The following is a 22536-nucleotide window of genomic DNA, read 5'->3' as shown; positions in this document are numbered from 1 at the left end:
TCAGTGCTCGCCCCTCAAATGCCGTGCCAGAAAGCGCTCGATCCTTTGATAAAGTTCGATATTGCTATCCTCATTGATGAACCAGTGCCCTTCGCGCTCGTTCAGAAGATAGTCAACCTCCACACCATTGGCGCGTACCGTTTCCGCCACCAGATCCGCCTGTGCCTGTGCGACACGTACGTCGTTGGCGCCGTGGACCACCAAAAGCGGTTTGGAGATGCAATCAAGCCGGCTTGCCGGCGAGCGCGCAAGCATGTCCCGATTTTGCGTCTCGATGTCCGGATCGCCCATGTAAGCAAGGTAGGTGTTGATCAGCGCAGGCTGCACGAATGGGACGGCCCCATCCAAAAGCACGCGGAGATCGGACATGCCGGAATAGTCGATAGCGGCAGCGAAGCGCTCGGGCGTAAAGCTGGCGCCCACCAGCGCGGCATAACCGCCATAGGAACAACCGTAGATCGCCACCCGCGCCGGGTCAGCGATACCCTGCCCGATTAGCCAGTCGAGCCCGTCGATCAGGTCGTCATGCATTCGCCCGGAGAACTCCCCGATCGCGGCTTGCATGAACGCTTTGCCGTAGCCGGTCGAGCCGCGAAAATTCACCTGCAGCACGGCATAGCCGCGGTTGGCGAGGAACTGCACTTCCGGATCATAAATGCAGGCATCGCGATACCACGGCCCACCATGTACCAGAAGCACGGTCGGCAGCGCACACGGCTGATCCTTGGCGTCGAACCCGACGGGCAGCGTGACATGGCACGGCAACGTCAATCCGTCGCGCGACGTCACATCGATGGGTCGTACGCTCGCCAGCCGCTCGGCTGAGAGCTCTGAAAATCGCTCGCCAAGCACATACGCTTCGCCGCTCTCATGTTCGTAAAACCATGTCGTGCCGGGATGTCGGTCATCCCAAAATTCGATCACCCATTTTCCCCCACCGGCATCGCAGGAAATGTGCCCTATTTCCCCGGTTGACAGCCGCTGTAAGCTATCTAGCACGGCGGCAAAATGCGGGTTCAGCGGCCGTATCTGCTGTCTTTTGCCAAGGTACCGTAGTCCCAGCAGCTCGCCTGTCACAAGATTGGTGATCAGGCTGGACGGAAAGCGCGGATCGGCCTCAGGTCGCGGCGTATCGAGGCTGCAATCGGGTTGGCTGTCGATTACCCTTTGTCTGCCCGTCGCAAGGTCGATGGCGGCAAGATAGGTGTGGTCGCTCCCCGTATTGCAGCCGACGAAGATGCTCTTTCCATCCGCCGCAACCATCAGCGGCATCGGCCCGATTGGCTGGTCACGCCCCTTAAGTCTGGCCAACGTGATGAAAACCCCGTTCTCGTAGCGAGCCAGTTCGTGGTCACCGGCGTCGTCGATGATAAAGGCGTGCATCGGACTGTTCGGTGTAACGATCCAGCGTACGAAGCGATCAGGACTTTCTGCAGCGATCTTGGTTTCACCATTTTCGATATCGACCTCGTATAGGTCGATCAGGCCCGGACTTCTGAGGTTCATCTGCACGAAAGCCTTGCCCGGAAGCGCGGCGGAAAAGTCCAGTCCCATCACCCGCACGCCGGCAAAGGGCGTCAAGTCGACAGTTGTCGCCTTTCCGCAAACCGTCTCTGCCCCGTCCACCTCCACGCGTTGAAGGTGCCAGTTCTCGTCGCCCCGGCTGTCCTGCACGAAGAGAATGTAGCGAGCATCAGGCGTCCAACTAAAGCCGTCGATATTGCGCGTGTCATCGCCCGTCAGTCGCCGCGCCGCGCCTTGTCCGACAGGCCGCACCCAGATGTTCAACCGGCCACGCCAGGGCGCAAGATAGGCCACCAGCCGGCCATCGGGTGAAATCTGCGCCCGCGAAAATTCTGGCGTTCCGAACAGCGTTTCAATCGGGATGAGATCAGGTGCAGTCATGTCGAACCTCGCATCGTCGACGGACCCTTCGCGGGCCGCCCACACTCAAACAATATCGACACACTGCCTGAACTATGACGTCGCGTCGGGGTCAACCGTGAAAGCTAGCTTGGTCCGGCAATCAGGTAATTTCTGCGTAACTGTGAAAACCCATAAGCGTCCGGCGGGAACGCGCTTCGCTCTCGCAATCCAATGAACTTATCGAGAAGAAGGTACATCAAATGAGCAAAGACTCCCCGGATCACGTTTTCATGCGACGCTTATCTGTCGGAACGGTGTTCGCAGGCCTCCTTATCCTGACCGGCTGCCAGACACCAGAACAGGAACGCTACGCCGATCTCGACACCTGCTCTGGAATGGGCGCGCGATACGGATCATCATCTCATACCGGATGCATGTTACAGCAGCAGCAGCGTCGTGACGACGCGCAATTGCGGACCCTCGAGGCAGCTAGGCTAAGCCAGATCATGGCAGAAGATGCGCGCCGGCAGCATGAGCGCATGAAAAGAGAGAGACGGCGGGACTAGTTTCGAGTTCGGTGGGAGGCTGAACCGATCAATACCGATCTACTGAAGCGGCCGCCGGCTGATGAAGGCCAGTCTCGAGACGTTTGCCCTCAAGCCTCTCACCACTGATGCGCCCCCTCTACGGAATCCGCATCCAATCGAACCCCAAAGATCGGAAACCAACTGCTCATGTTAACGCCCTTGCGTACGCCTTATCCAACGCCACAGAACGCAGTTTATTGTTGTGAATGCAGCTTTTTTTGCCTGTTTGTAACGACGATGCGGTGACGCTGCTGAATCGCGGAATCCAGCCAGCCGTTTTGGATGCGATATCGGGGATAGTGCGCACAGACCTTGCCGTGCAGGTCTATCTCAGCGGAAACGTCCTCAATGCAGCATCAGCAACCGTCGCGGTCAACCTCGGAATCGAAGTAATGCTCATTGCGATCCCATCGTTTCTTGTGCCTCTTTCGGCGTCGTGTTCGCGATGATTTTTGCGGCGGTTATGGTGTCACGCTGCTCCGATTGGTCCTTATGCGGCTGCGATGATCCCTCACTCCATCACGGTCCTGATTGAGTTCCAGGCCTATATCGTAGCGGCCTTCGGCGCCCATTTAACCGGTCGCACCATCTTCCTTCTGTGGCGGGAGGAAAGCGGGCGGGCGGCAAAAGATACGGGGCTGCAGCCACTCACGTCCTAACGCTTCACGCGCTTATCGTCCCCGCTCCTTTTCTTGGGCGCGGTCTACGAAGCCTTTGAAATCATCAATCTCGTGAGGTACTTCATTTAGCAACATGAAAATCTTGTTGGTCGAAGACGATCCCGAAATGGCCGAAGCGCTTCGAACAGCGCTTTCGAGGCATGACTTCGTACTTGCGGCGGTGGCGGATCTCGCCATGGCGCGAGAAGCGATCGCCGTCGAAGGATACGATGTTGTTCTCATCGACCGGCAGCTTCCAGACGGCGACGGGAGTAGTTTGCTCGCCGAGATCCGGCAAACAAGCAATCCACCGCGCTCGATAATCATCTCTGCCATGGGATCCACGAAAGACAGGATTGCCGGGCTTAACGGCGGGGCCGACGACTATCTGCCCAAGCCGTTCGAGGTCGATGAACTGGTCGCCCGCCTTAACGCAGTGGCCCGCCGAACGCCTGAAGCCAAGGCAGACATCATCACGACCGGCAATATCCGGTATGATCGGGTGACACGAGACCTGTACGTCAATGGCATCCGGCAGGAACTCGCTCGACGAGAGCTTTTGATCATCGAGTCGCTTCTCAAGAATCTCGGACGAACGGTGCTGCGGTCTTCATTGGAGGAAAGCGTTTACTCGTTCGACGACGAGATCCAGTCAAATTCGCTGGAAGCCAACATGTCGCGCCTGCGGCGCAAACTGGCGGATGCTGGTGCGGATATCGTCATCCGTAACATTCGCGGCGTCGGATATTTCCTCCATGAGCAGAAATAGCAAGTCTCACCATTCGCTCCGCTGGCGCTTCACTCTCGGCTTCATCACACTTCAGCTCCTCACCATTGTCGCCTCGTTCGGGGTCGTTCTATACATCGCGGCGTTGAGTGCTCCCCGTGGGGCGGTCCCATCCACGTGGTACCCGCAGGAGATAGCGAAATCCGTTACAATTGACCAAAATGGCGTCGTGGCGGTCCGGCCTACGCAGGCACTCCGAACTGTGATGGCTAAGCGGCCTACATCATGGTTTGCGGTTCGTCTTGCGGATGGCACAACACTCACCCATGGGGTGATCTCGAGGGACATCGGTGAGAACGCTGCTTTTCTTGACAATTTTCGCAGCGTCGAACTGCGCGGCTACGTCGATGCCCCCGATCGACAGGCCACGATTGATAAAATTCAGACCGCAGCAGGTGAAGCGACGATTATGGCTGGTGGCGTTTCGATGTCCCTTTACCAGCTCGTTTTTGTCGTAGGTCAGATAACGATCGGCGTGCCCGCCCTCATACTTCTTTTTGTCACCCTCGTCGATGTCCCTTGGGTGACAAAATGGTCGCTTCGCTCCCTCGGGAAGCTCACCGACCGATTGAACAAAGTCGATTTTGAAGCCGGGGCGGTGTAGTAAACGAAACCGGACTGCCCAGAGAGCTGTTGCGGGTCGTCAGGGAGATCAATCGCGCCCTCAATCAGCTCGACGCCGGATTCGAGAAGACAGAGCGCTTTTTCATTAACGCAGCTCACGAACTACGCACGCCCCTCGCCATAGTTCAGGTCCGTGCAGACACCTTGCCGCAAAGCGAGGAGAAGCTTCACATTCAAAAGAGCATCAAACGGCTGACCGGACTGACTGCGGAAAGAAACGGAACCCAAACGTCCTATGTCGCTTCTGAGCATGATCTTCCAAAGTAAGATAATGCTGCCGCAGGAGAGCTCCACGAAGTCACCTCCTATACTTCTGACGGGTGGATCGGGTACCGAATGTAACTGGAGGCCTCCCCTGCGCTTCTGTGGCACACGCTCTGTTGTTTCACATGGCAGAGGTCGCTCGTGTTAGACAGCGACCTCGCCTTTGTCGTGCTCGTTTGCGGCTAGGGCGCCGCCCTCGAGATGATAGACCGACGGTTCCTCCGAGAAATATGCCTGTATGCCTCTCATGAACTCCTCATGGTCTTCGCTCGCTTCGAAACCTGGAGTGTGATCCTCAAGCGAGCGCCATCGCACGATTAGGTTGAAGACCTTCGGCGTTTCGATCCCCTGAGCCAGAACGTGACCGCGGTACCCCTGCGCACGTGTGAGCAGAGGAACAACGCTCTCGAATGCCTGCCTGAACTCTCTGATCTTGTCCTCATAGACGGGCAGCACGGCGATCTCATAAATCATGGTTGCACCTTTGTGTCGGCCGACGGGCCAATGGCGATCGCGATCTTACCCCGCAAACCGTTATTGGGTTTCTCGAGCAGCGCATGGGCAAGCGGAAGGTCGGCGAGTGAATAGACGGCGCCTACGTGCGGCCGCAGCTGACCGCGTTCCACCAGTGTGCTCAGCTCGTCAAGCTTGCCCTGGTTCTGCCTCGTGAAGACGAAGTGGTAGCTCGCGTTCTTACCCCATGCCTCAATGAGGTTCTGCGGCTGTGCAATGTCCACGATCGAGACAACGCGACCAAGGTGCGCGAGCACCTTCGGGCTGCGGGACAATGTGTCGCCGCCGAGGGTGTCGAACACGACGTCTACCCCGAAGCCTTCGGTTTCCCGCATGATGACGTCGACATAATCTTCTTTCCTGTAGTCAATGACGACATCTGCCCCGACACTTCGCGCAAACTCGAAGTTTTCTTCGCGCACGGTCGTGAAGACCTTCGCGCCGATGGCTTTAGCGACCTGGATAGCCACATGCCCTACCCCTCCCGCGCCACCATGGATCAGGATGCTTTCTCCCACCCTGAGGGAGGCACGCGAGACAAGGGCTTCCCAGGCTGTTCCGCCGACCAAGCTGAGGCTGGCGGCTTCCAGATGGCTGAGCGCACCGGGCTTCCTTCCAATGATATTCTCGTTTGCAACGTGGTACTCGGCGTAACTTCCCGGACCATCGAATATTTGCGGCGTATACCAAACTTCGTCTCCAACCGAGAACATCGTCACGCCCGTTCCCACCGCTTCGATAACGCCGGACACGTCATGCCCCGTAATGGCCGGCAATGGCACATAGTCACAATAGTCGCCGCGCCGAACCTGATAATCCAAGGGATTAACGGACGTGGCATGGACGCGAACCAGGACTTGTCCCGCTTGGGGAACTGGCTTCGGCACGTCGGAAAGGTCGAACGATTCCGGGCCACCGAAGCGAGTGAGGACGGCTGCTTTCATGGACTTGGTCATGGTGATATCCCTTTAATAGTAGCCTTGACGGGCCCACCCATTATGGCGCCGTCTGGTTGGCTCTATTTGATCTCTCACGATTGTCTTCGGTAGCACCTCCGTTTTAGGATCAGCTTCAACAAAAATTTGGAAGTCATCTCATGGACGTGGACGATTTGAGTCTCTTCGTGCGTATCGCCCAACTGCACAGCATCAGTGCCGCAGCCCGCGATTTGGGTTTGACGCCCGCTGGCGCTAGCGCCAAACTGGCCGCTCTTGAGCGGAAACTCAGCGCCAGGCTTCTCCATCGCACCACGCGGCAAGCGTCATTGACCGAGGACGGCCTCGCCTTCCTGCCACATGCGGAACATATTGTGCTCGCAGCGGAGGCTGCCCGAGCGGCGCTTGGTCGAGAGCAAGCTGCGCCTCGCGGCACCTTGCGAGTAGCCGCCCCCGCCTCGTTCGCGCGAATGCATATTGTGCCGGGTCTGCCCGACTTCTGCAGGCAATATCCCGACTTGGCACTTGATTTGCGCATTTCAGACAGCATCGTTGATCTGGTCGAGGGTGCCTTCGATGTGGCAGTTCGTTATACCGAGCTCAGCGACTCATCCTTTATCGCGCGACGACTTGCTCCGGACAATCGGGTGCTGGTCGCGTCACCCGACTATCTCGAGCAGCGCGGGCGGCCGACGACGCCCGACGAGCTGGCGGAACATTCTTGTCTCGTCGTCGGCACTTTGGATCTCTGGACGTTTCGAGGGGAAGGTGAGGAGGTGATCGAGCGGCGTGTCACGCCGAGCCTTCGCATCAATGACGGCACTGCAGTGCGCGACGCGGCTTCTGCCGGACTTGGCATCGCTCTTATGGCCACGTGGTGCGCATCGAACGAGTTGCTATCTGGCGCCCTCGTTCCAGTCGTTCCAGAATATCCACTAATCTCAACACAGACACTTTGGGCGTTGTATCCCAGCTCTCGCGAACTGGCGCCGAAAGTGAGAGTGTTCATCGACTGGCTTGTCAATCGGTTCGGCAATCAACCCTACTGGGATAAAGGGCTAGAAAACATCCTCGATCACGGTCGATATACCTGATGTGCGGTTCCGATGCGCGCGTGAACACGAGTTCATACCGAATCGGCAGCATTTGCGCTTGAACGACATGATGTCACGATCTGATGGATTGACGAGGCAGAAAAGACCTTGGGACGTAAACAGTTCGATCAAACGCAAGGGGCGGACTGAGTTCGGAGCCGTTAGAAGATCGAAACGAAGTGCTGCAGGTGGCTGAAGGAAACCGGCTTCATTTTGCGCTCTCGCGTTTGAAGAGCCGTATAATATTTATCTACCAATTATAGACCCGTAGATCGACCCTCTTCACTCACTGCCTCTTGAACCCGAGGATGACCATCGCGCCAGTAAGCGTCGCCGAAGCCGCATAGAGGATTGCGCCAGTCGAGCCGAAGCCCTCGACGATGAGACCGCCAATTGCCCGCGCCTGTCGCTATCGCGACCTGAAAAATCGACGACAGAAGCGCACCAGCGCTTTCGGCGTGATCGGGCGCTGCTCGCGCATTCCAGATCGAGATCGCCACGGGGAAACCGCCGAAGGCAACGCCCCAAAGAGCAGTCGCCACGAACGCAACTCCTGCGATTGTGCCGAAAAGGCTGAGCGCGAATGCAGCACCGGCTATCAGGAGTGAGAATAAGGCGACGGCCCATGCGGGATTGCGCGCGGCGATGACTCCGCCGACGAAATTTCCCATGAAGCCCCCAAGGCCGAAGACCAGGAGAGCGAGCGAGACGGTCGAGATGTCGAGGCGCGGGACCTCCTCCAAAAAGGGGCGAATGAAGGTGAAGCCGGCGAAGTGCCCTGACATCACGAGGAATGCCGTTACAAAACCGATCGCCACCGAACGGCGCGACAGCGTCGTTTTAAAGGAGTTCAGACCGGGCGCGGCCATAGCAGGTAGCTTGGGAAGGGCCAGTACCTGGATCGCCAGCGCAGCCAAACCGATGCCGGACGCAGCGAGAAAAGTGGCGCGCCAGCCCCATAGTCCTCCAAGAAAAGTGCCCAGCGGTGCAGCAAAAACTAACGCGAGGGAGATACCCATGATGATGATCGAAATTGCCCGCGGCACCTTGTCGGCAGGGACCAAACGCAAAGCGAGCGCCGCCATCATGGCCCAGAAACTACCGAGAGCGAAGCCCAGAATCGCGCGAGCGGCCAAGAGTATTGTGATGCTGGGTGCATAGGCCGAAAGGATGTTGGAAATGATAAGCATCGCCGTCAGGCCAAAAACAATCTTCTGTCGGTCCAGCTTGCCTGACACTAAAATAAGAGATGGCCCGGCGATTGCAGCGATGGCGGCTGTAGCCGTAATAGCCTGGCCAACCACACCCTTGGAAACACCCAATTCATTCGCTATTCGCTATCGGCGTCAGCAAACTGATCGGCAAGAACTCCGCAGTGACCAGGCAAAATGCTCCGAATGCAAGCGATAATACGGCTAGCCACGCAGCGGGCGGCTCGTCAAACAGATCATCGCGCTCTTTTGTATTCGCTAGCTCAGACAAGGGATTTCCTTCGGATTATGCCGGACCCTCCTCAGCGTGGTTGTTTTCGGTCCCACCAAGTGGCGACCATCCAGCGGCGTCTTGCAACCGTGTCTGTGAAAGCCTGCGTTGAGCCGTTGATTGGTCGGTGAGGCGTCGATATCGATGGGGTCGTCGAAGCGAATTTTGCACTTCGCTGCGACATTTTTCAGGATGTGAAACCGCCATCAGCCCGGATGTCGGCACCCGTTACAAAGGAGGCCTCTGGACTTGCAAGGAATGCGACAACGCTCGCAATTTCCCGAGGCTTTCCATAGCGGCCAGCCGCGATACGCGAGATTTGCATAGCCGCAAACTCGCCATCTGCAGGATTCATATCGGTGTCGGTTGGGCCCGGATGTACTGTGTTGACTGTGATGCCGCGTGGCCCGAGGTCATGAGCCAGGCTTCTATTGAAGCCGGCGACTGCCCCCTTGGTGAGGCCGTATGCTGAGAGCCCAGGAACCCCGGCATATTTCGTAATTGAACTGCCGATCTGTATGATCCGGCCGCCATCCTTCATATGACGTACGGCTTCCTGCGTAGCAACGAAAACGCCTGTTACGTTGACGGCGAGCATTGCCTGATAGTCATCGAACGCGATTTCGTCGATCGGACCGGCGAAGGCGATCCCTGCATTATTTACAAGAATGTCGAGGCCGCCGAACCTATCGACCGTCTCGGCGACGGCGGCTCGTATCGCATCCGGATTAGCGGCATCAGCTGCAATAGCCAGGGCGCGACCCCCCGCTTTCTCTACGGCGACGGAGACTTCCTCAGCCTTCGCAGGTGATCCGCGATAGGTGAAGGCAACCTGAGCGCCGTCGGCTGCTAAACGCTGGACGATTGATGCGCCGATAGATCGTGATCCACCGGTGACAAGTGCGATCTTGCCGCTCAGTGGAAGATATCGAGACGAGGTTAATTCAGTCATTTTTTTCACTCCTTTTACGTGTCTGTGGAGTGATATATTTGCCCATTCCTATCCTAGTTTATTAGCGTAATATCGGTTGGATCATATTCAAGCATGTGTTGAATATGGGATATTCAATGCAGTCCAACTACCACGCTTTTCAAAGAAGCTAACAAGGACGTGTGGACATTAGCCGAGACTGCCTGCAAACCGGGCACTGAGGCGCTCGCGACGGAAATATTCAGTATAGAAGTCGATGAAAGCGCGTGTTTTTAGCGGTTGGAGCACGCGGCCTGAGTAGTAGAGCGAGATAGATCCGGCATCGGCATACCACTTCGGAAGGATACGTTCGAGCGCGCCACTTTCCATATGCGGCAGCACATCGGGTACGGCCAACAATGCAATGCCCAACCCCGCGATTGCCGCCTGCACCATGGGCGCGGCGTCGCTCATTACAATTGTCTCGTTGAGGAGCGCGCGCTCTTCGCGTCCTTGAGCGTCCCGCATCAACCATTGCCTGATCCGGCCCGAATTCGAGGACCGCATCAAGATTCCGGCATGATCGGCCAGATCGGCGGGGCTGGCCGGCCGGCGACGTGCAGCAAAATAGCTGGGCGATGCGACCGCAATAACGTGTATGGGTGCGAGCGTCGTCGAAACGATGCCAGGATTGAGTTCGAAACCACCGCCGATCGCGGCGTCGAAACCCTCGGCGATAAGATCGACCTTGCGGCTGTCGAAATGCCAGTCAGGTCTGACGCCCGGATAACGGGCCAGAAAGTCGGGCAGTGCGGGGAGAACGTATCCCATCGCGAACGACAAACTCATGCTGAGCTTCAAAACGCCGACGGGCTCGCCCTTCGTTTGTGATGCGCCGTCGATTGCCCTTTGAAGGTGGTTCAGGCTGTCGCCGATGCTTGCCAGAAACGACTCCCCCGCCTCGGTCAGGGTCAGCTTCCGCGTTGAGCGGTGAAACAGCCGTATACCGAGGTTCCGTTCCAGCATTGCAACATTCCGGCTGACTGCGGCCGGTGTGATGGAGAGACGCCGTGCAGCCCCAGAAAAGCTGCTCGCTTCTGCGCTTCGAACGAAAGCTTCGAGGTTTGCCAGTGTCTCCATAAAACGCAACCTTCAAACGTTGATTGAAACTAAAACAATTCATTTATGACTTATGCTGCGTGTATTTGCCAGCCATATTCCAGCCAACAGCAGCACCGGTTTTCTGCAACGCCAACCGCATCAGGCCCAGGATGCAGCGGGAAAACCGACCCTCGCAGACAAAATTCTCACGAACCGTAAAGGAGTGGGTCATGACCGTAGGAATTATCGGAGCCGGCAATATAGGGGGTGCATTTGCCACTGCGCTCGGCAAGGCGGGAATCGAAGCCGTGATCGCAAACAGCCGAGGACCGGAAAGCCTCACGATGCTTGTTTCGAAGCTAGGCAGCACGATCCGGGCTGGAAGCCTGCAAGAGGCCGCGGCGCAAGACATCGTTCTCGTGGCTGTCCCGTGGTCAAAGATACCTGGTGCGCTCGCCGGTTTGAACTTCGACGGCAAGATCGTAATCGATGCCAACAACTCTATCGAAGCGCCGCTTTACCGGCCGGCGGACCTTGGCGGCCGCACCTCTACGGATATCTTCACCGCCCTCGTGCCAGGCGCGCGCGTCGTCAAAGCGTTCAACCACCTGACGCCAAAGCAACTGTCGGGCGACCCCCGCTCTGAAGGAGGCAGGCGCGTCCTGTTTTACTCGGGCAACGATATGAGGGCGAAGGCTGAGGTCGCCGCCATCATTGATCGCCTCGGCTTCTTCGGGATCGATCTCGGCGGGCTCGCGGTCGGCAGCCAGCTGGTTCAGTTTCCCGGCGGCCCGCTGCCCGCTCTCAACCTCGTCAAGTTCGATTGAACATCGCTGCGCTCCTTCCTTCTGCAATCGGAACGCCGCGCCATCTGGAATACGGAGACAAGATCATGACAAGAATCGTTCAAATGCAGTCGGCCGGCGGACCGTCAGTCTTGCAAGTCATCGAGAAAGACCTGCGCGCGCCCCGTGCCGGCGAGGTCAGGCTCATTCAAGATGCGATCGGCCTCAACTTCGTCGATACGATGGTACGAAAAGGTCAGTATCCGATGGCGTTGCCAGCGGTCCCCGGTTTTGAAGCGGCCGGGACGATCACCGAGGTCGGATCCGGCGTCGAGGGGCTGTCGGTCGGCGATCGAGTCGCTTACTTCTTTTCGGAAGGCGCGTATGCCACCGAGAGGATCATTCCGACCGGGCCGCTCGTCCGCCTGCCCGCCGATATCTCGAACGAGATCGCGGCGACCTACCTGGCAAAGGGCGGGACGGCTTGGATGGGGATGCGTGGTCTCCACAATCTCAAATCCACCGACACAGTGCTGGTACTTGGGGCATCGGGAAGCGTGGGTGCTATCCTGTCTCGCTGGGCGAAGTCGCTGGGTGCTACAGTGATTGGCGTCGCCGGATCGCCGGATAAGCTCGACAAGGTCGCGGCCGGTGCTACTCATGCCTTCCACGCTGGCGAACCAGATATCGCCGCCAAGATCCGTGCGATCGCACCTGACGGTGTCGACGTCGTTTATGATTTCGTCGGCCGGGCGACCTTCTCGTTGGGCGTGTCAAGCGTCCGAGATGGTGGTGTAATTGCCGCGATCGGAGCCGCGTCGGGTCAGCCAGCGCCGGCCTCTGATGTTGTGCGACGAGGCGTTGATGTCCGCAGCGGCGGTGCCCCGCAATACGTCCGGGGACCGACAGTCGAGATCGCAACCTCTCAGCTATGGGATGCGCTGCGCTCAGGCATCTTCAGTGATCTCGAAACCGTCCGCTATCCGTTCGACGAGATAGCCCGCGCGCATGACGACATGGACAACCGCCACTTGAGCGGTCTGCCGGTCCTGATCGCGTAATCCCGAAAATAATCGGGCGGCGGCAGGCCGCACGGACGCCCGCCGCAAGGCGGCCCGGCGAAACATTTCCCCTGTCGATAAAGAAAGGAAAAGATCGATGAGTGAATTAGCAGGTAAACGTGCGCTTGTGACAGGTGCGTCCCGCGGCATCGGAGCCGCGATCGCAATCGCACTGGCCGAAAAAGGCGCCGACGTAGCGATCACGTATGAACGCGCCGCTGATCGGGCAGCGCAAGTTGTCGCAACGATCGAAGGCAAAGGGCGCAAAGCGTTGGCTATCCAGGCTGACAGCATGGACCCCAATGCGGTCAAGCGGTCGGTTGATGAGGCGGCGCAGGCGTTGGGCGGCCTCGACATCTTGGTGAACAATGCGGCTATCGCGATCTACAAGGATGTGGCGGATTTCACCGTCGCCGAGATCGACGCCCTCTTCGCCGTAAACGCTCGCTCCCCGGTCCTGGCATCGCAGGCCGCGATGCCGTATCTCGGCCAAGGCGGCCGGATCGTCACAATCGGTTCCGCAGGCGCAGAACGCATTGTCGGACCATCGACGGTTTATTCGATGACTAAATCGGCACTCCAATCATTTACCCGCGGTCTGGCGCGAGAACTTGGCCCCCGTGACATTACTGTCAACCTCATTCAGCCGGGATCAACCAACACGGAAATGAACCCGGCCGAGGGCGAGTTCGGAGATTTCCAGCGTGCTCTGATTCCGCTCGGCCGGTACGGCGAGCCGGAGGATGTCGCGGCTGCAGTGGCATTCCTCGCATCTGGTGCGGCCCGGCAAATCACCGGAACCATCCTGACAGTTGATGGCGGCACGCTAACCTAAGACATGCCGACGGATCCATGGCTTGTAACGTAGGAGGTCTCAGAGTGGGGGCTAGCCGATATCATCAACTACTAGCTTTCCACTCTCACTCCACGAGGTGGCTTTGGAGCATTGGATCGAATGGCGTGATCGAACCGCGTCTAAGTCGCGCGTCTTTCAGGAACGGACTGGCCATCGGCTGGGGTACACCCGCCTCGGAATCGTGTTCGGTGAAACACTCCGATTGCAGTTCTCAACGTGGCCAGCGGTCTGTGACCGCACTCACAGGCCGGACATTTGACTACACCCTCTGAAAGCGATTTGCGCTGAAGCCCTTGCCAACCGGCCGCTCCACATATGGGTCAGAGCCAATATGCCATGTTGGAACATGAACTTGCACGGGGAGTGACACGCATGTTGGGTGGGTTCCGGAGATAACAACGTAGGGTTCCTCAAATGGCGGCTTCTGCGACACCCGGGTATCGATATCATCCTGACATCGATAATTTGGAGATCCCGACATGCCCGCAGTACTCGTCCACGGCGTACCTGATACCCACCGACTCTGGGACACCGTCCGCTCTTATCTTCAACGCAAGGATATCGTTACGATCGATCTCCCCGGCTTTGGCAATCGGTTGCCGCCAGACTTCAAGTCAACAAAGGAAGAGTATCTCGACTGGCTTATCCACCGGATCGCTGAGATCGGCGAACCCGTAGATCTGGTCGGTCATGACTGGGGCTGCCTGCTGACAGGCCGTCTCACGTCGATCCGACCGGATCTGGTGCGGACCTGGACCGGCATCAGCGGGCCAATTGATCCGGAATATCCCTGGCACTATCTCGCCAAGATCTGGCAGACCCCAGGTGAGGGCGAGCAATGGATGAAGGAGCTCGACCTCGAGGAATTTGCGGCGAAACTCGTCGAGGCCCAGATGCCGAAAGATGCGGCGGATGAATCGGTTCGGCATCTCGATGCCACCATGCGGGCGAGCATTCTCGCACTTTACCGTTCCGCAATCGAGGTCGGGGCGGAGTGGAAACCGGGTTTGAGTAGCATAACTGCGCCAGCGTTGGTGATCTGGGGCCTGGACGATCCGTTCCTGCCGCACCGCTTCGCTGACGAGCTCGGCAATGCCACACACGCACGCGCTGTCGTGAAGCTGCGCGCCTCGCATTGGCCAATGATAGAGCGCCCGGCCGATGTTGCGCGCGAACTCGAGACCCATTGGACCCACGTTTAACTCTCTGCGCTGCATCACTTCGGCTCAACCCCACGCAGCCGCAACGCGAACGGCAATGCTTGGTCACTCGCTAAGCACCCGAGCATTTGTCCAAAAACGAAACCATGGTGAAGCAGCACGGCGAGCATTGCCCAGGCTGCACCAGACAGGAGCACGCGTACATGACAAACTCAGCAATCACCCGGATTGGCGTCGGCATCATCGGCGCCAGTGCCGATCGAGGCTGGGGCGGAATTGCCCACGTCCCCGCGCTGCGGGCGCTCGATGCATTCCAGATCCGCGCTGTCAGCACAACTCGTATCGAGAGTGCGAACGCGACCGCTAGCCGACTGGGCGCCGATCTTGCCTTTGACACACATCAGGCGCTGGTCCTGCGGCCGGAGGTCGACTTGGTGGTGGTTGCGGTCAAGGTGCCGGATCACAAGCAGATCGTTTCCGACGCGCTCGCCGCGGGCAAGATGGTCTACTGCGAATGGCCGCTCGCGCGAAACCTATCGGAAGCCGAAGTGCTGGAGGGGGTTGCCCGCGAACGGCGGCTGCGCACGGTTATCGGGTTGCAGGGCGGCCTCCACCCGCCGATCCGCTATCTCCGCGACCTCGTCCGGCAAGGCGTGATCGGCATGCCGCTCAGCACGAGCGTTCGGGCGCATCTGAACGACGAAATGTGGGTCGGCCGATATGACCGGCCATTCGAATACATGGCTCGCGCAGAAAATGGCGCCACGCTTCAAAGCATCATGCTCGGCCACGCGCTCCAACCGCTCGCGCACGTACTCGGCGCATTTGAGAGCCTGTCCGCCGTCGTGGCCAATCAGCGCGGCGACGGCATCCGCCTCTCGGATGGCACTTCCCTCGTGAAGGACGCGCCGGACGAGATCATCGTCGCCGGTGTTCTCGAAGGCGGGATCGTCACTTCGCTGCACTACAGTGCCGGGCAGTCCGCCGGCTTGGTGTGGGAGATCCAGGGCACGGAAGGCAGTCTACACGTGGAGACGGCGTCGGGTTACATCCACTTCGGCGACGTGACCATCACGTTGCGCCGCGGTAGCGAGCCTGTCCAGCAGCTACAGGTTCCGCCCGCATATGCGGCTCCCGACCTGCAACTTGAGGCGCCCGCGGCGGGTGTCGCCCGCCTCTACGCCCAGCTCGCCGCCGACCTCCGCGACGGAACCGCAGATGCGCCGGACTTCGCAGTCGCACTCAATCGTCATCGGGTGCTCGAGGCGATCACACAGGCCGCTGAAACGGGTCATCGCCAGCGTCTGTCCTATCCCGTCTAGTCAACATCAATCTCTGAAAACTCTGGAGGGGCCCGACCATGGCCCTCAACCGCCAGCAGAGGCACCATGGCGTCTATCGAGGCCATACTTAAGACGAAGAGGAAAAAAACCAATCCGCCCGAAGCGGATTCTCGATCGCATGCGCATTGGCCAATCTCCTCTAAAGTTTGCCTTTGACAACAAGCCACCCTTCATCCCGCGGAGGCTGAACTTCGGGGACTAGCGTAGCTACTTCACCACACTCCTACTGCTGAGTAGATCGGCGTGCCTCGAGCTTTAGCGTTGCTCTAAGGTTTGCGGCATCGTCGCTTGGCGTCAGATTGAACAAGCGACGATAATCACGATTGAATTGAGAGATGCTCTCGTAGCCGACGTCATAGGCGACAGCGGAGATCGTGTTAGCACCCATCGCGTCGGTCAACATACATGGCCGGTATTCGGCCGCACTTCTCTTTGCGTCCTCGGCGGCGACCATCATTGTCTCCGGTCGCGACCTACTGCCATATGCAGAAAGCGCCCCGATGGACGGCAATCTGCGGCTTGCCGTTATCGCGCTACTCCTTCCGATGTTTCCTCCGACGAACCTAATCCTGCTGCGGCAGCTATACGGGAGCGCGCGGGACCTGATGATGCCGGCGGCTGGCAGACGAGAAGGACAGTTCGGATTACCTGTCCTGCCGCTCGTCGCAATTGCAATGGACTACGTGGTGGCGGTCGCCATGCTCGCGCTAAAAGTAGCGCCCTAAGGCCGCGGCATCATAGACTGACAGGGCGAGCATAATGCCTGTCGCTCTTGAACCACCATCGGTATCAAAGCCTCGCGCTGCTGTATCGGCTACTGAAACGCTCAACGCCGGATTGCCACGCTTAGAGTTGATCTGCCGTCCAGTCTGCCCTTTGCGATCATATCTACGTTGGACACGGATATTATTGCATACCTAATGAGCAGACGTTTGCGGGTCATCAGTCACGCGCCAAGGCTTCAATCGGGTCAAGTTTCGCTGCGTTGCGGGCGGGAAGGAAGCCGAAGACGATTCCGATCAGGGTGGAGCAGGCGAAGGCCACAATGATGGAGCCAGAAGAGAAGACCATTTTAAAGTCGGGGCTCAGCAAATTGAAAAGAGCGCTGATCCCGAGGGCGAGCATCACTCCCATAAAGCCGCCGACAAGGCAGACCAGAATGGCCTCGATCAGGAACTGGGAGAGGATATCGCTGCGGCGAGCGCCAACGGCCACACGAACCCCGATCTCCCTGGTGCGCTCTGTCACGGACACCAGCATGATATTCATTACGCCGATACCGCCGACAATCAGCGAGATCACGGCGACGGACGAAATCAGCAACGTCAAGGTCTGCGTGGTGGTCTCGATTGTCTCCCGAATGGTCGCCGAGTTGGTAAGGAAGAAGTCTTTCGCGCCATGCCGACGCTCGATAAGGCGCGAAACCGCGGCCTCGACGTTGCCCGGATCGACATCGTCGCTGATACGGACGGTTATGCCATCGACGTTCGGACGACCCAGCATGCGGCCCATGACGGTTGTGTAAGGCGCATAAACCGTCAATGTATCAATCGCCGGGCCGAAGGAGTTTTCCCGTTTCGTCACCCCCACGACCCTCGCCGGCATTGTGCCCAGAAGGATGACCTGTCCCACCGGCTCTACCCGGTTGGGAAACAGGTCTCGCGCGGCGTTTGCATCGATCACCACATTCTGACTGTAGGTGGTAACATCCTGGGCGTCGAACAGTTGTCCATGCGCCAGCTCAAGGCCTCGTACGCGGAAGAAGTCCGCGCCGACTCCGGTGACTGTCGCATTAACAGCCACGGCAGCACGCTTAACTGTCACGCTTGTCGCGACGGTAGGCGTCACGCTGTCGACATAGGGCTGGTTCATAAGCGCTTCGGCGTCGGCGGGAACCAGCGTCCGTATCTTGCCCGCTTCCAGGTCACCGAAGCCTTTGCCGGCACGCACCTCGATCGTGTTGGTGCCGAGCGAACCGATACTGCTCAGGATTTGTTGCTGTGAGCCGGCCCCCAGTGCCGAGATAGCCGCCACCGAGGCGATACCGATGATGATGCCGAGCATGGTCAGGAGCGAGCGCATCTTGTGCGCCCAGATTGCCGAGCCTGCCATACGAAAGGCTTCGGTCATCCGATCAATTGCGCCACGCCAGCCAGCGTCTGGCGCATGTTCGCGGATGGGACGAGCCGTCGCGGCGGACTTGGGTGTATTGCGTTCGTCTGAAACGATAAGGCCGTCGCTGATCTCTACAACCCGATCCGCGTGTTCGGCGATCTTCTTGTCGTGAGTGACGAGAATGATGGTGTGTCCTTCGGCGTGAAGCTCGCGCAGGATCTTCATGACTTCGGCGCCACTGTGCGTATCTAGCGCTCCGGTCGGTTCGTCGGCCAGAATTATCTCGCCGCCATTCATCAGGGCGCGGGCGATCGACACCCGCTGCTGCTGGCCGCCCGAAAGCTTGCCCGGGATATTGCCCGTGCGCTCGGCCAGGCCCAGTCGGGTCAACAATGAGATCGCTCGATTGTGCCGGTCGGATCGGCTGCGTCCGGCGTAGATGGCTGGCACCTCGACGTTACTGGCCGCGCTGAGGTCGCCAAGCAGATGATAGCGCTGGAAGATGAAACCAAAGCGCTCACGACGTAGCGCCGCCAGTTCGTCCACGGACATCTTCGACGTCTCGCGCCCTTCGATCCAGTAGCTGCCGGCCGTGGGACGGTCGAGGCAGCCAAGGATGTTCATCAGCGTCGACTTGCCGGAGCCCGAGGCGCCTATGATAGCCATCATCTCGCCGGCCTCGATGTCGAGATCGACGTCTCTCAGCACCCTCACCATCTCGTCGCCTGCGGGGAAAGCACGGGATACCCCACGTACACGGATCAGTGGTTCCGTCATGGCGCGCCCTACCGCTTCGCCGCGGCCAGTTGAGCCTGGCCATCCGCGCGTTCGTCCGTGGATGCTCCCAGGACGATGGTCTCGCCTGCCTGAAGACCGCCAAGGATCTGAATGTCCGCGCCGTTGTCGATACCGACCTGGACCTGCCGGATTTGGACCTCGCCCACCGCGTCCAGTATGCGGACACGTGCCATATCGCCGGCTCGCGGCGCCCCCTCCACTGCGCTGAGCGGAACCAGCACGGCGCCGCTGGCGCGGCTGAGAACGATGGACACCTGCGCCGTCATGGAGGGCCGCAGGACCCCGTCCGCGTTCGCCACGTCGATCAGTCCGGTGTAATAGACAGCGCCTTTGGTTGAGCCAATCCCGCTCGCGGCTGCGTTGCTTTCGTTAGCGATGGAGGCTGGGGCCGGTTCCACCTGTCGCAACTTTCCATCGAAGCGGCGCTTCGGATCGCCAAGAATGCTGAACCAGACCGGCAAGCCACGGCTTACACGCACGACGTCAGCCTCGGAGATATCTGCGCGCACCGTCATTGTGTCCAATCGTGCGATCATGACGATGGTCGGCGCGGTCTGCAGCGCATTCACGGTTTGACCTTCGTCGGTGACAATCGCCACTACGGTGCCGGCGATCGGGGCAGTGATACGGGTATAGCCCAGCTCTACACCCGCGGACTCGAGCGCGACCTGCGCCTGGGTGATCTGAGCCTCCAGCGCCTGGACCTCCGCCCGCGCATTGTCTAGCGTGGCGACCGCGGCGTCGTACTGGGCGCGCGGCGTCGAGCCACCTGCCAGCAACTCACGCTCGCGCTCGAAATCCTTCTCGGCTTTCACTAGACCGGCCATACGCGCGGCGTGAACGGCGCGGATGTTGGCCAGGGCGGCCTCGCGGTCCCGCAAGGTGTTGCGCCGGGTCTGGGAATCGATCTCGGCCACCAATTGGCCAGCCTCGACGACGTCACCGATCTCGACCGCCAGACGCTCAACGCGACCCGACGCCTGGGCGCCGACACGCACCAGCTCGAGCGGTTCGAGAACCCCTGTCGCCAACACGACCTCTTCAATGTCACCTGTTCTCGCCCGCGTGGTCACCAGTTCAGGCTTTGCAGGCGGACCCAGAAACAGGTTCCAGACAACCAGCAGACCGACAAGGGTCACTGCCGCCAGGATCAGACGCTTGCGGGTAATGTGTCGTGTCATCAAGTCGTGGTCCACGCTATTCAAAATTGCGGGCTTTCTCTGTCACGAGAGTTACCCCAAAATTACGGGGAGCTGTCGTCGTGCCTGGCCCGTCAGGCACGCGCTGGAAAATCAACCGATCGACAAGAGTGCTTGCAATGTGGACGGCGTGCCAGTGTTTGCCCGCCAGGCATCGGCAATCGCGACCGTGCCAGCTAACATCGACGGATGAAGACGGCCCTACCGCTGCTGAAGAACGCGCCTCTCGCGCCAGCGTATGGTAAAGGTGCTGCCCTTGCCTGGCGCGGAAGAAAGCTCGACGTAACCGCCATGGCGGGTCACGATCTCGTTGACCATGCTGAGCCCCAGTCCCGCACCTGAGCCGTGAGGGTTGACCCGGTAGAAAGGCTCGAATATGCGCGAATGCTTGTCGCTGGCGATTCCACAACCCTGATCGGCGACGGTCACGCTGCCGTCAGCCTCAATACCGACCGATATCTGTCCCTTTCCACCGTACTGGACTGCGTTTCGAACCAGATTGACGAATGCACGCTCCAAAGATTCGGCATCACCAGGGACGAACACGTCTTCCGCGTCGCTGTCGAACGAAATCTCGTAGCCTTCAGAGATCGCCAGGGGAGCAAGGTCGGCAACCACCTTGGACACAACGCTGTTGAGATCGACAGGTGTATTCTGCTGGGGCTTCTGCCGGTATTTCTCGGTGTCCAGAAGCTGGTTCGCGATGGCCGTTAGTCGCTTGATGGCCGTCTGCAGGTGCGTCTTGTCCGCACTTGGTGAAAGCGTATCTATCCTCACCTGCAGGACAGCGATTGGCGTTCGAAGTTCATGCGCCGCGTTGACGAAGAAGCGCTCCGTCGCCTCAAAGCCACTATCAAGACGGCGCAACGCCCTGTTAATGTCGCGCACCAGGCGAAGCACCTCATTGGGCAAGCCACGCTCTTCCACCAGGGCGCCACGTGTGTCGAGATCAATCCTGTCAAGACGCGTCGTCAGATCGCTGAAGGACCGCAAAGCCCAGCGTGTGACAAACGGGACGCCAATCAGGGAAATGGCGACGAGGATCAGTGCCGGCACGCCGACTGCAAGGTTCCCCAACAGCACGGTCACACCATATTGGGACATCGAAACGCCGCCAGCAAAAATTGTTGCCTCCCCGGCAGGGGTGTCGAAGCGCTGCATGCGGGCGACACTCAACGGATCATCCAGATCGCCATGGAGCTCGAGACTTTTGAACGTCCGCAAGAATGGCATGTTGTCGGCAATTTTCCGGGGAGGCGCGCCGTGTGCAAGGACAATATCTTTGCCCAGATCTGCTACGAACCACAGGTCAGGAGCGTCCTCCATAATCTCCTGAAGCTTGGCCGTCGGCGCCAGATGGGTCCGGCCATTCGGCTCAAGACGGACCGAGTCTGCGATTTCCTGAGACAGCCAGATGGATGTGATAGCGACATCGGGCTTGAGGCCGGAAAGGAGATAAAAAACCAGGCCCAGCGAGGTAATAACCGCGCAGAGCTGCAGGACAATAAAACCAAATGTGAATCGCCAGCGAAGGGATGAACCGGCCGCCTTATTTCTGCTCATGATGATAGTAGCCTATTCCACGAATTGTCTTTGATAACAATCTCGGCCTCCGCTTCGCCAACTTTCGGCGCAGGCGGGACATATTGAGTTCCAGTGAGTTCGACTGGATCTCGTCATCAACGGAATAGACCTGACCCTCAAGGGACGAGCGCAACACGGTACGACCACGGTTTCGCAAAAAGTTTCCATGAAGAGCAACTCCCCATAGTTGAGCGCACGCCAAACAAAATTGACATGGATAGAGCATGAGACGCGATCATTTCTGACGTTTCCCGCCGAAATAAGGATGGCCCGGCTGCCCTCCCGATCCAAAGCTATAAGGGCCGTCTGTCAATCGTTGCAAAGCACTAACGGGGAAACGTATGGCCACCGAAAATTACGTGAGAGTTACGCAGAATTGTCGGCCCTGACGCCGACCCATGAAGCTGGCGAGCCGGCCGGCCTGGTCGCGCGGTTTGTTCATCAGCTACTACAAATTCACCATGCCGGGGCTGGACGCGTTCCCTCAGGGGCACTCGAGCATCATTTGCGTGGACGGGTTCGACCTGCGTCAACCCCTGAGCCAACAGTTGCCGCTCGACCGCGTCACTGCGTGCAAGAGCGCGGCGGGCCGTGGAAACCGGACACGTCCTTGTGCCCGTGCGGGACCTGCCTCCCTCAATAAGGTCATGGGACGTCCCCTCATCGTGGTGGCGGTGCCGCTAGACGAGCCCGCAGCTCTTGAACGGATGCGAACCTACGACACCTGGATCCACATTGTCGTTATCGGGACCAGGGATTGATCACCTTCAACCCAGCAGCCTCGAACGGGCTTGTGTCGCGAGTGGCGATTGC

General features: G+C 58.9%; 20 protein-coding genes and 1 pseudogene. 10 read left to right on the top strand and 11 right to left on the bottom strand.

The window, feature by feature from the left end; translation table 11 throughout:
* Window positions 1-1905, bottom strand: a complete 1905-nt coding sequence (locus tag YH62_RS17790; protein ID WP_046795618.1) for a S9 family peptidase — start codon at window positions 1903-1905, stop codon at window positions 1-3.
* A gap of 1301 nt (window positions 1906-3206) precedes the next feature.
* Here YH62_RS17790 and YH62_RS17780 point away from each other — a divergent pair.
* The 3 genes from YH62_RS17780 to YH62_RS29140 are packed head-to-tail and all read left to right on the top strand — an operon-like array spanning window position 3207 to window position 4790.
* Window positions 3207-3881, top strand: coding sequence for a response regulator transcription factor (locus tag YH62_RS17780; protein ID WP_046795616.1), 675 nt, complete (start codon window positions 3207-3209; stop codon window positions 3879-3881).
* On the top strand, window positions 3868-4503 hold the full coding sequence (locus YH62_RS17775) for a hypothetical protein (protein ID WP_052760452.1): 636 nt from the start codon (window positions 3868-3870) through the stop codon (window positions 4501-4503). The genes YH62_RS17780 and YH62_RS17775 overlap by 14 nt, the downstream gene beginning before the upstream one ends.
* 29 nt (window positions 4504-4532) lie before the next feature.
* Entirely contained in the window at window positions 4533-4790 is a 258-nt protein-coding gene (locus YH62_RS29140) for a hypothetical protein (RefSeq protein ID WP_052760451.1), read from the top strand.
* Between the two features lie 141 nt (window positions 4791-4931).
* Here the strand turns inward: YH62_RS29140 and YH62_RS17770 are convergent, their stop codons facing one another.
* Together YH62_RS17770 and YH62_RS17765 are read right to left on the bottom strand one after the other, a co-directional pair.
* A complete protein-coding gene (locus tag YH62_RS17770) occupies window positions 4932-5261 on the bottom strand; it encodes an antibiotic biosynthesis monooxygenase (RefSeq protein ID WP_046795615.1) in 330 nt (109 codons plus the stop codon).
* Window positions 5258-6244: a zinc-dependent alcohol dehydrogenase family protein gene (locus tag YH62_RS17765; RefSeq protein WP_046795647.1), complete on the bottom strand. Its 987-nt coding sequence runs from the start codon at window positions 6242-6244 to the stop codon at window positions 5258-5260. Before YH62_RS17765 ends, YH62_RS17770 begins: the two co-directional genes overlap by 4 nt.
* A 152-nt stretch (window positions 6245-6396) precedes the next feature.
* Here YH62_RS17765 and YH62_RS17760 point away from each other — a divergent pair, with 152 nt between their 5' ends.
* On the top strand, window positions 6397-7329 hold the full coding sequence (locus tag YH62_RS17760) for a LysR family transcriptional regulator (protein ID WP_046795614.1): 933 nt from the start codon (window positions 6397-6399) through the stop codon (window positions 7327-7329).
* Window positions 7330-7586: 257 nt separating this feature from the next.
* Here YH62_RS17760 and YH62_RS17755 read toward each other — a convergent pair whose 3' ends face one another.
* The 3 genes from YH62_RS17755 to YH62_RS17745 form a co-directional block, all read right to left on the bottom strand.
* On the bottom strand, window positions 7587-8651 hold the full coding sequence (locus tag YH62_RS17755) for an MFS transporter (protein WP_197082532.1): 1065 nt from the start codon (window positions 8649-8651) through the stop codon (window positions 7587-7589).
* Window positions 8652-8998: 347 nt separating this feature from the next.
* Window positions 8999-9763: a 3-oxoacyl-ACP reductase family protein gene (locus YH62_RS17750; RefSeq protein WP_046795613.1), complete on the bottom strand. Its 765-nt coding sequence runs from the start codon at window positions 9761-9763 to the stop codon at window positions 8999-9001.
* 168 nt (window positions 9764-9931) lie between these two features.
* The gene (locus tag YH62_RS17745) at window positions 9932-10861 is read right to left on the bottom strand and encodes a LysR family transcriptional regulator (protein WP_046795612.1); all 930 of its coding nucleotides are present in this window, start codon (window positions 10859-10861) and stop codon (window positions 9932-9934) included.
* A 191-nt stretch (window positions 10862-11052) separates the two neighbouring features.
* Between YH62_RS17745 and YH62_RS17740 the strand changes: the two genes are divergently transcribed.
* From YH62_RS17740 to YH62_RS17720, 5 genes are all read left to right on the top strand, one after another.
* Entirely contained in the window at window positions 11053-11649 is a 597-nt protein-coding gene (locus tag YH62_RS17740; RefSeq protein WP_046795611.1) for an NADPH-dependent F420 reductase, read from the top strand.
* 65 nt (window positions 11650-11714) lie between these two features.
* Window positions 11715-12668 (top strand): zinc-binding dehydrogenase, encoded by a 954-nt coding sequence (locus YH62_RS17735; protein ID WP_245282125.1) that lies wholly within the window; start codon window positions 11715-11717, stop codon window positions 12666-12668.
* 97 nt (window positions 12669-12765) lie between these two features.
* On the top strand, window positions 12766-13503 hold the full coding sequence (locus YH62_RS17730; protein ID WP_046795610.1) for a glucose 1-dehydrogenase: 738 nt from the start codon (window positions 12766-12768) through the stop codon (window positions 13501-13503).
* A gap of 500 nt (window positions 13504-14003) precedes the next feature.
* Window positions 14004-14726: an alpha/beta hydrolase gene (locus YH62_RS17725; protein WP_046795609.1), complete on the top strand. Its 723-nt coding sequence runs from the start codon at window positions 14004-14006 to the stop codon at window positions 14724-14726.
* A gap of 161 nt (window positions 14727-14887) precedes the next feature.
* A complete protein-coding gene (locus YH62_RS17720; protein ID WP_046795608.1) occupies window positions 14888-16006 on the top strand; it encodes a Gfo/Idh/MocA family oxidoreductase in 1119 nt (372 codons plus the stop codon).
* Window positions 16007-16250: 244 nt separating this feature from the next.
* Here the strand turns inward: YH62_RS17720 and YH62_RS17715 are convergent, their stop codons facing one another.
* Window positions 16251-16484 (bottom strand): helix-turn-helix domain-containing protein, encoded by a 234-nt coding sequence (locus tag YH62_RS17715; protein WP_137326847.1) that lies wholly within the window; start codon window positions 16482-16484, stop codon window positions 16251-16253.
* Between the two features lie 43 nt (window positions 16485-16527).
* Here YH62_RS17715 and YH62_RS17710 point away from each other — a divergent pair, with 43 nt between their 5' ends.
* A complete protein-coding gene (locus YH62_RS17710; protein ID WP_046795606.1) occupies window positions 16528-16752 on the top strand; it encodes a hypothetical protein in 225 nt (74 codons plus the stop codon).
* A 217-nt stretch (window positions 16753-16969) separates the two neighbouring features.
* On the opposite strand, the gene YH62_RS17705 is transcribed toward YH62_RS17710, so the two are convergent.
* The 4 genes and pseudogenes from YH62_RS17705 to YH62_RS30185 all read right to left on the bottom strand — a co-directional run.
* Window positions 16970-18919, bottom strand: a complete 1950-nt coding sequence (locus YH62_RS17705) for a MacB family efflux pump subunit (RefSeq protein WP_046795605.1) — start codon at window positions 18917-18919, stop codon at window positions 16970-16972.
* A gap of 8 nt (window positions 18920-18927) precedes the next feature.
* Entirely contained in the window at window positions 18928-20121 is a 1194-nt protein-coding gene (locus YH62_RS17700; RefSeq protein WP_046795604.1) for an efflux RND transporter periplasmic adaptor subunit, read from the bottom strand.
* Window positions 20122-20340: 219 nt separating this feature from the next.
* Window positions 20341-21702: a HAMP domain-containing sensor histidine kinase gene (locus tag YH62_RS17695; protein WP_046795603.1), complete on the bottom strand. Its 1362-nt coding sequence runs from the start codon at window positions 21700-21702 to the stop codon at window positions 20341-20343.
* Window positions 21689-21880, bottom strand: a pseudogene (locus tag YH62_RS30185) (winged helix-turn-helix domain-containing protein); the annotation flags it as partial. The pseudogene YH62_RS30185 and the gene YH62_RS17695, both read right to left, overlap by 14 nt.
* Window positions 21881-22536 lie beyond the last annotated feature (656 nt).

It is taken from the genome of Rhizobium sp. LC145, assembly GCF_001005825.1.
In the GTDB taxonomy this organism is placed as follows: Bacteria; Pseudomonadota; Alphaproteobacteria; order Rhizobiales; family Rhizobiaceae; genus Neorhizobium.
This window is presented reverse-complemented; position numbering and strand designations above follow the sequence as displayed.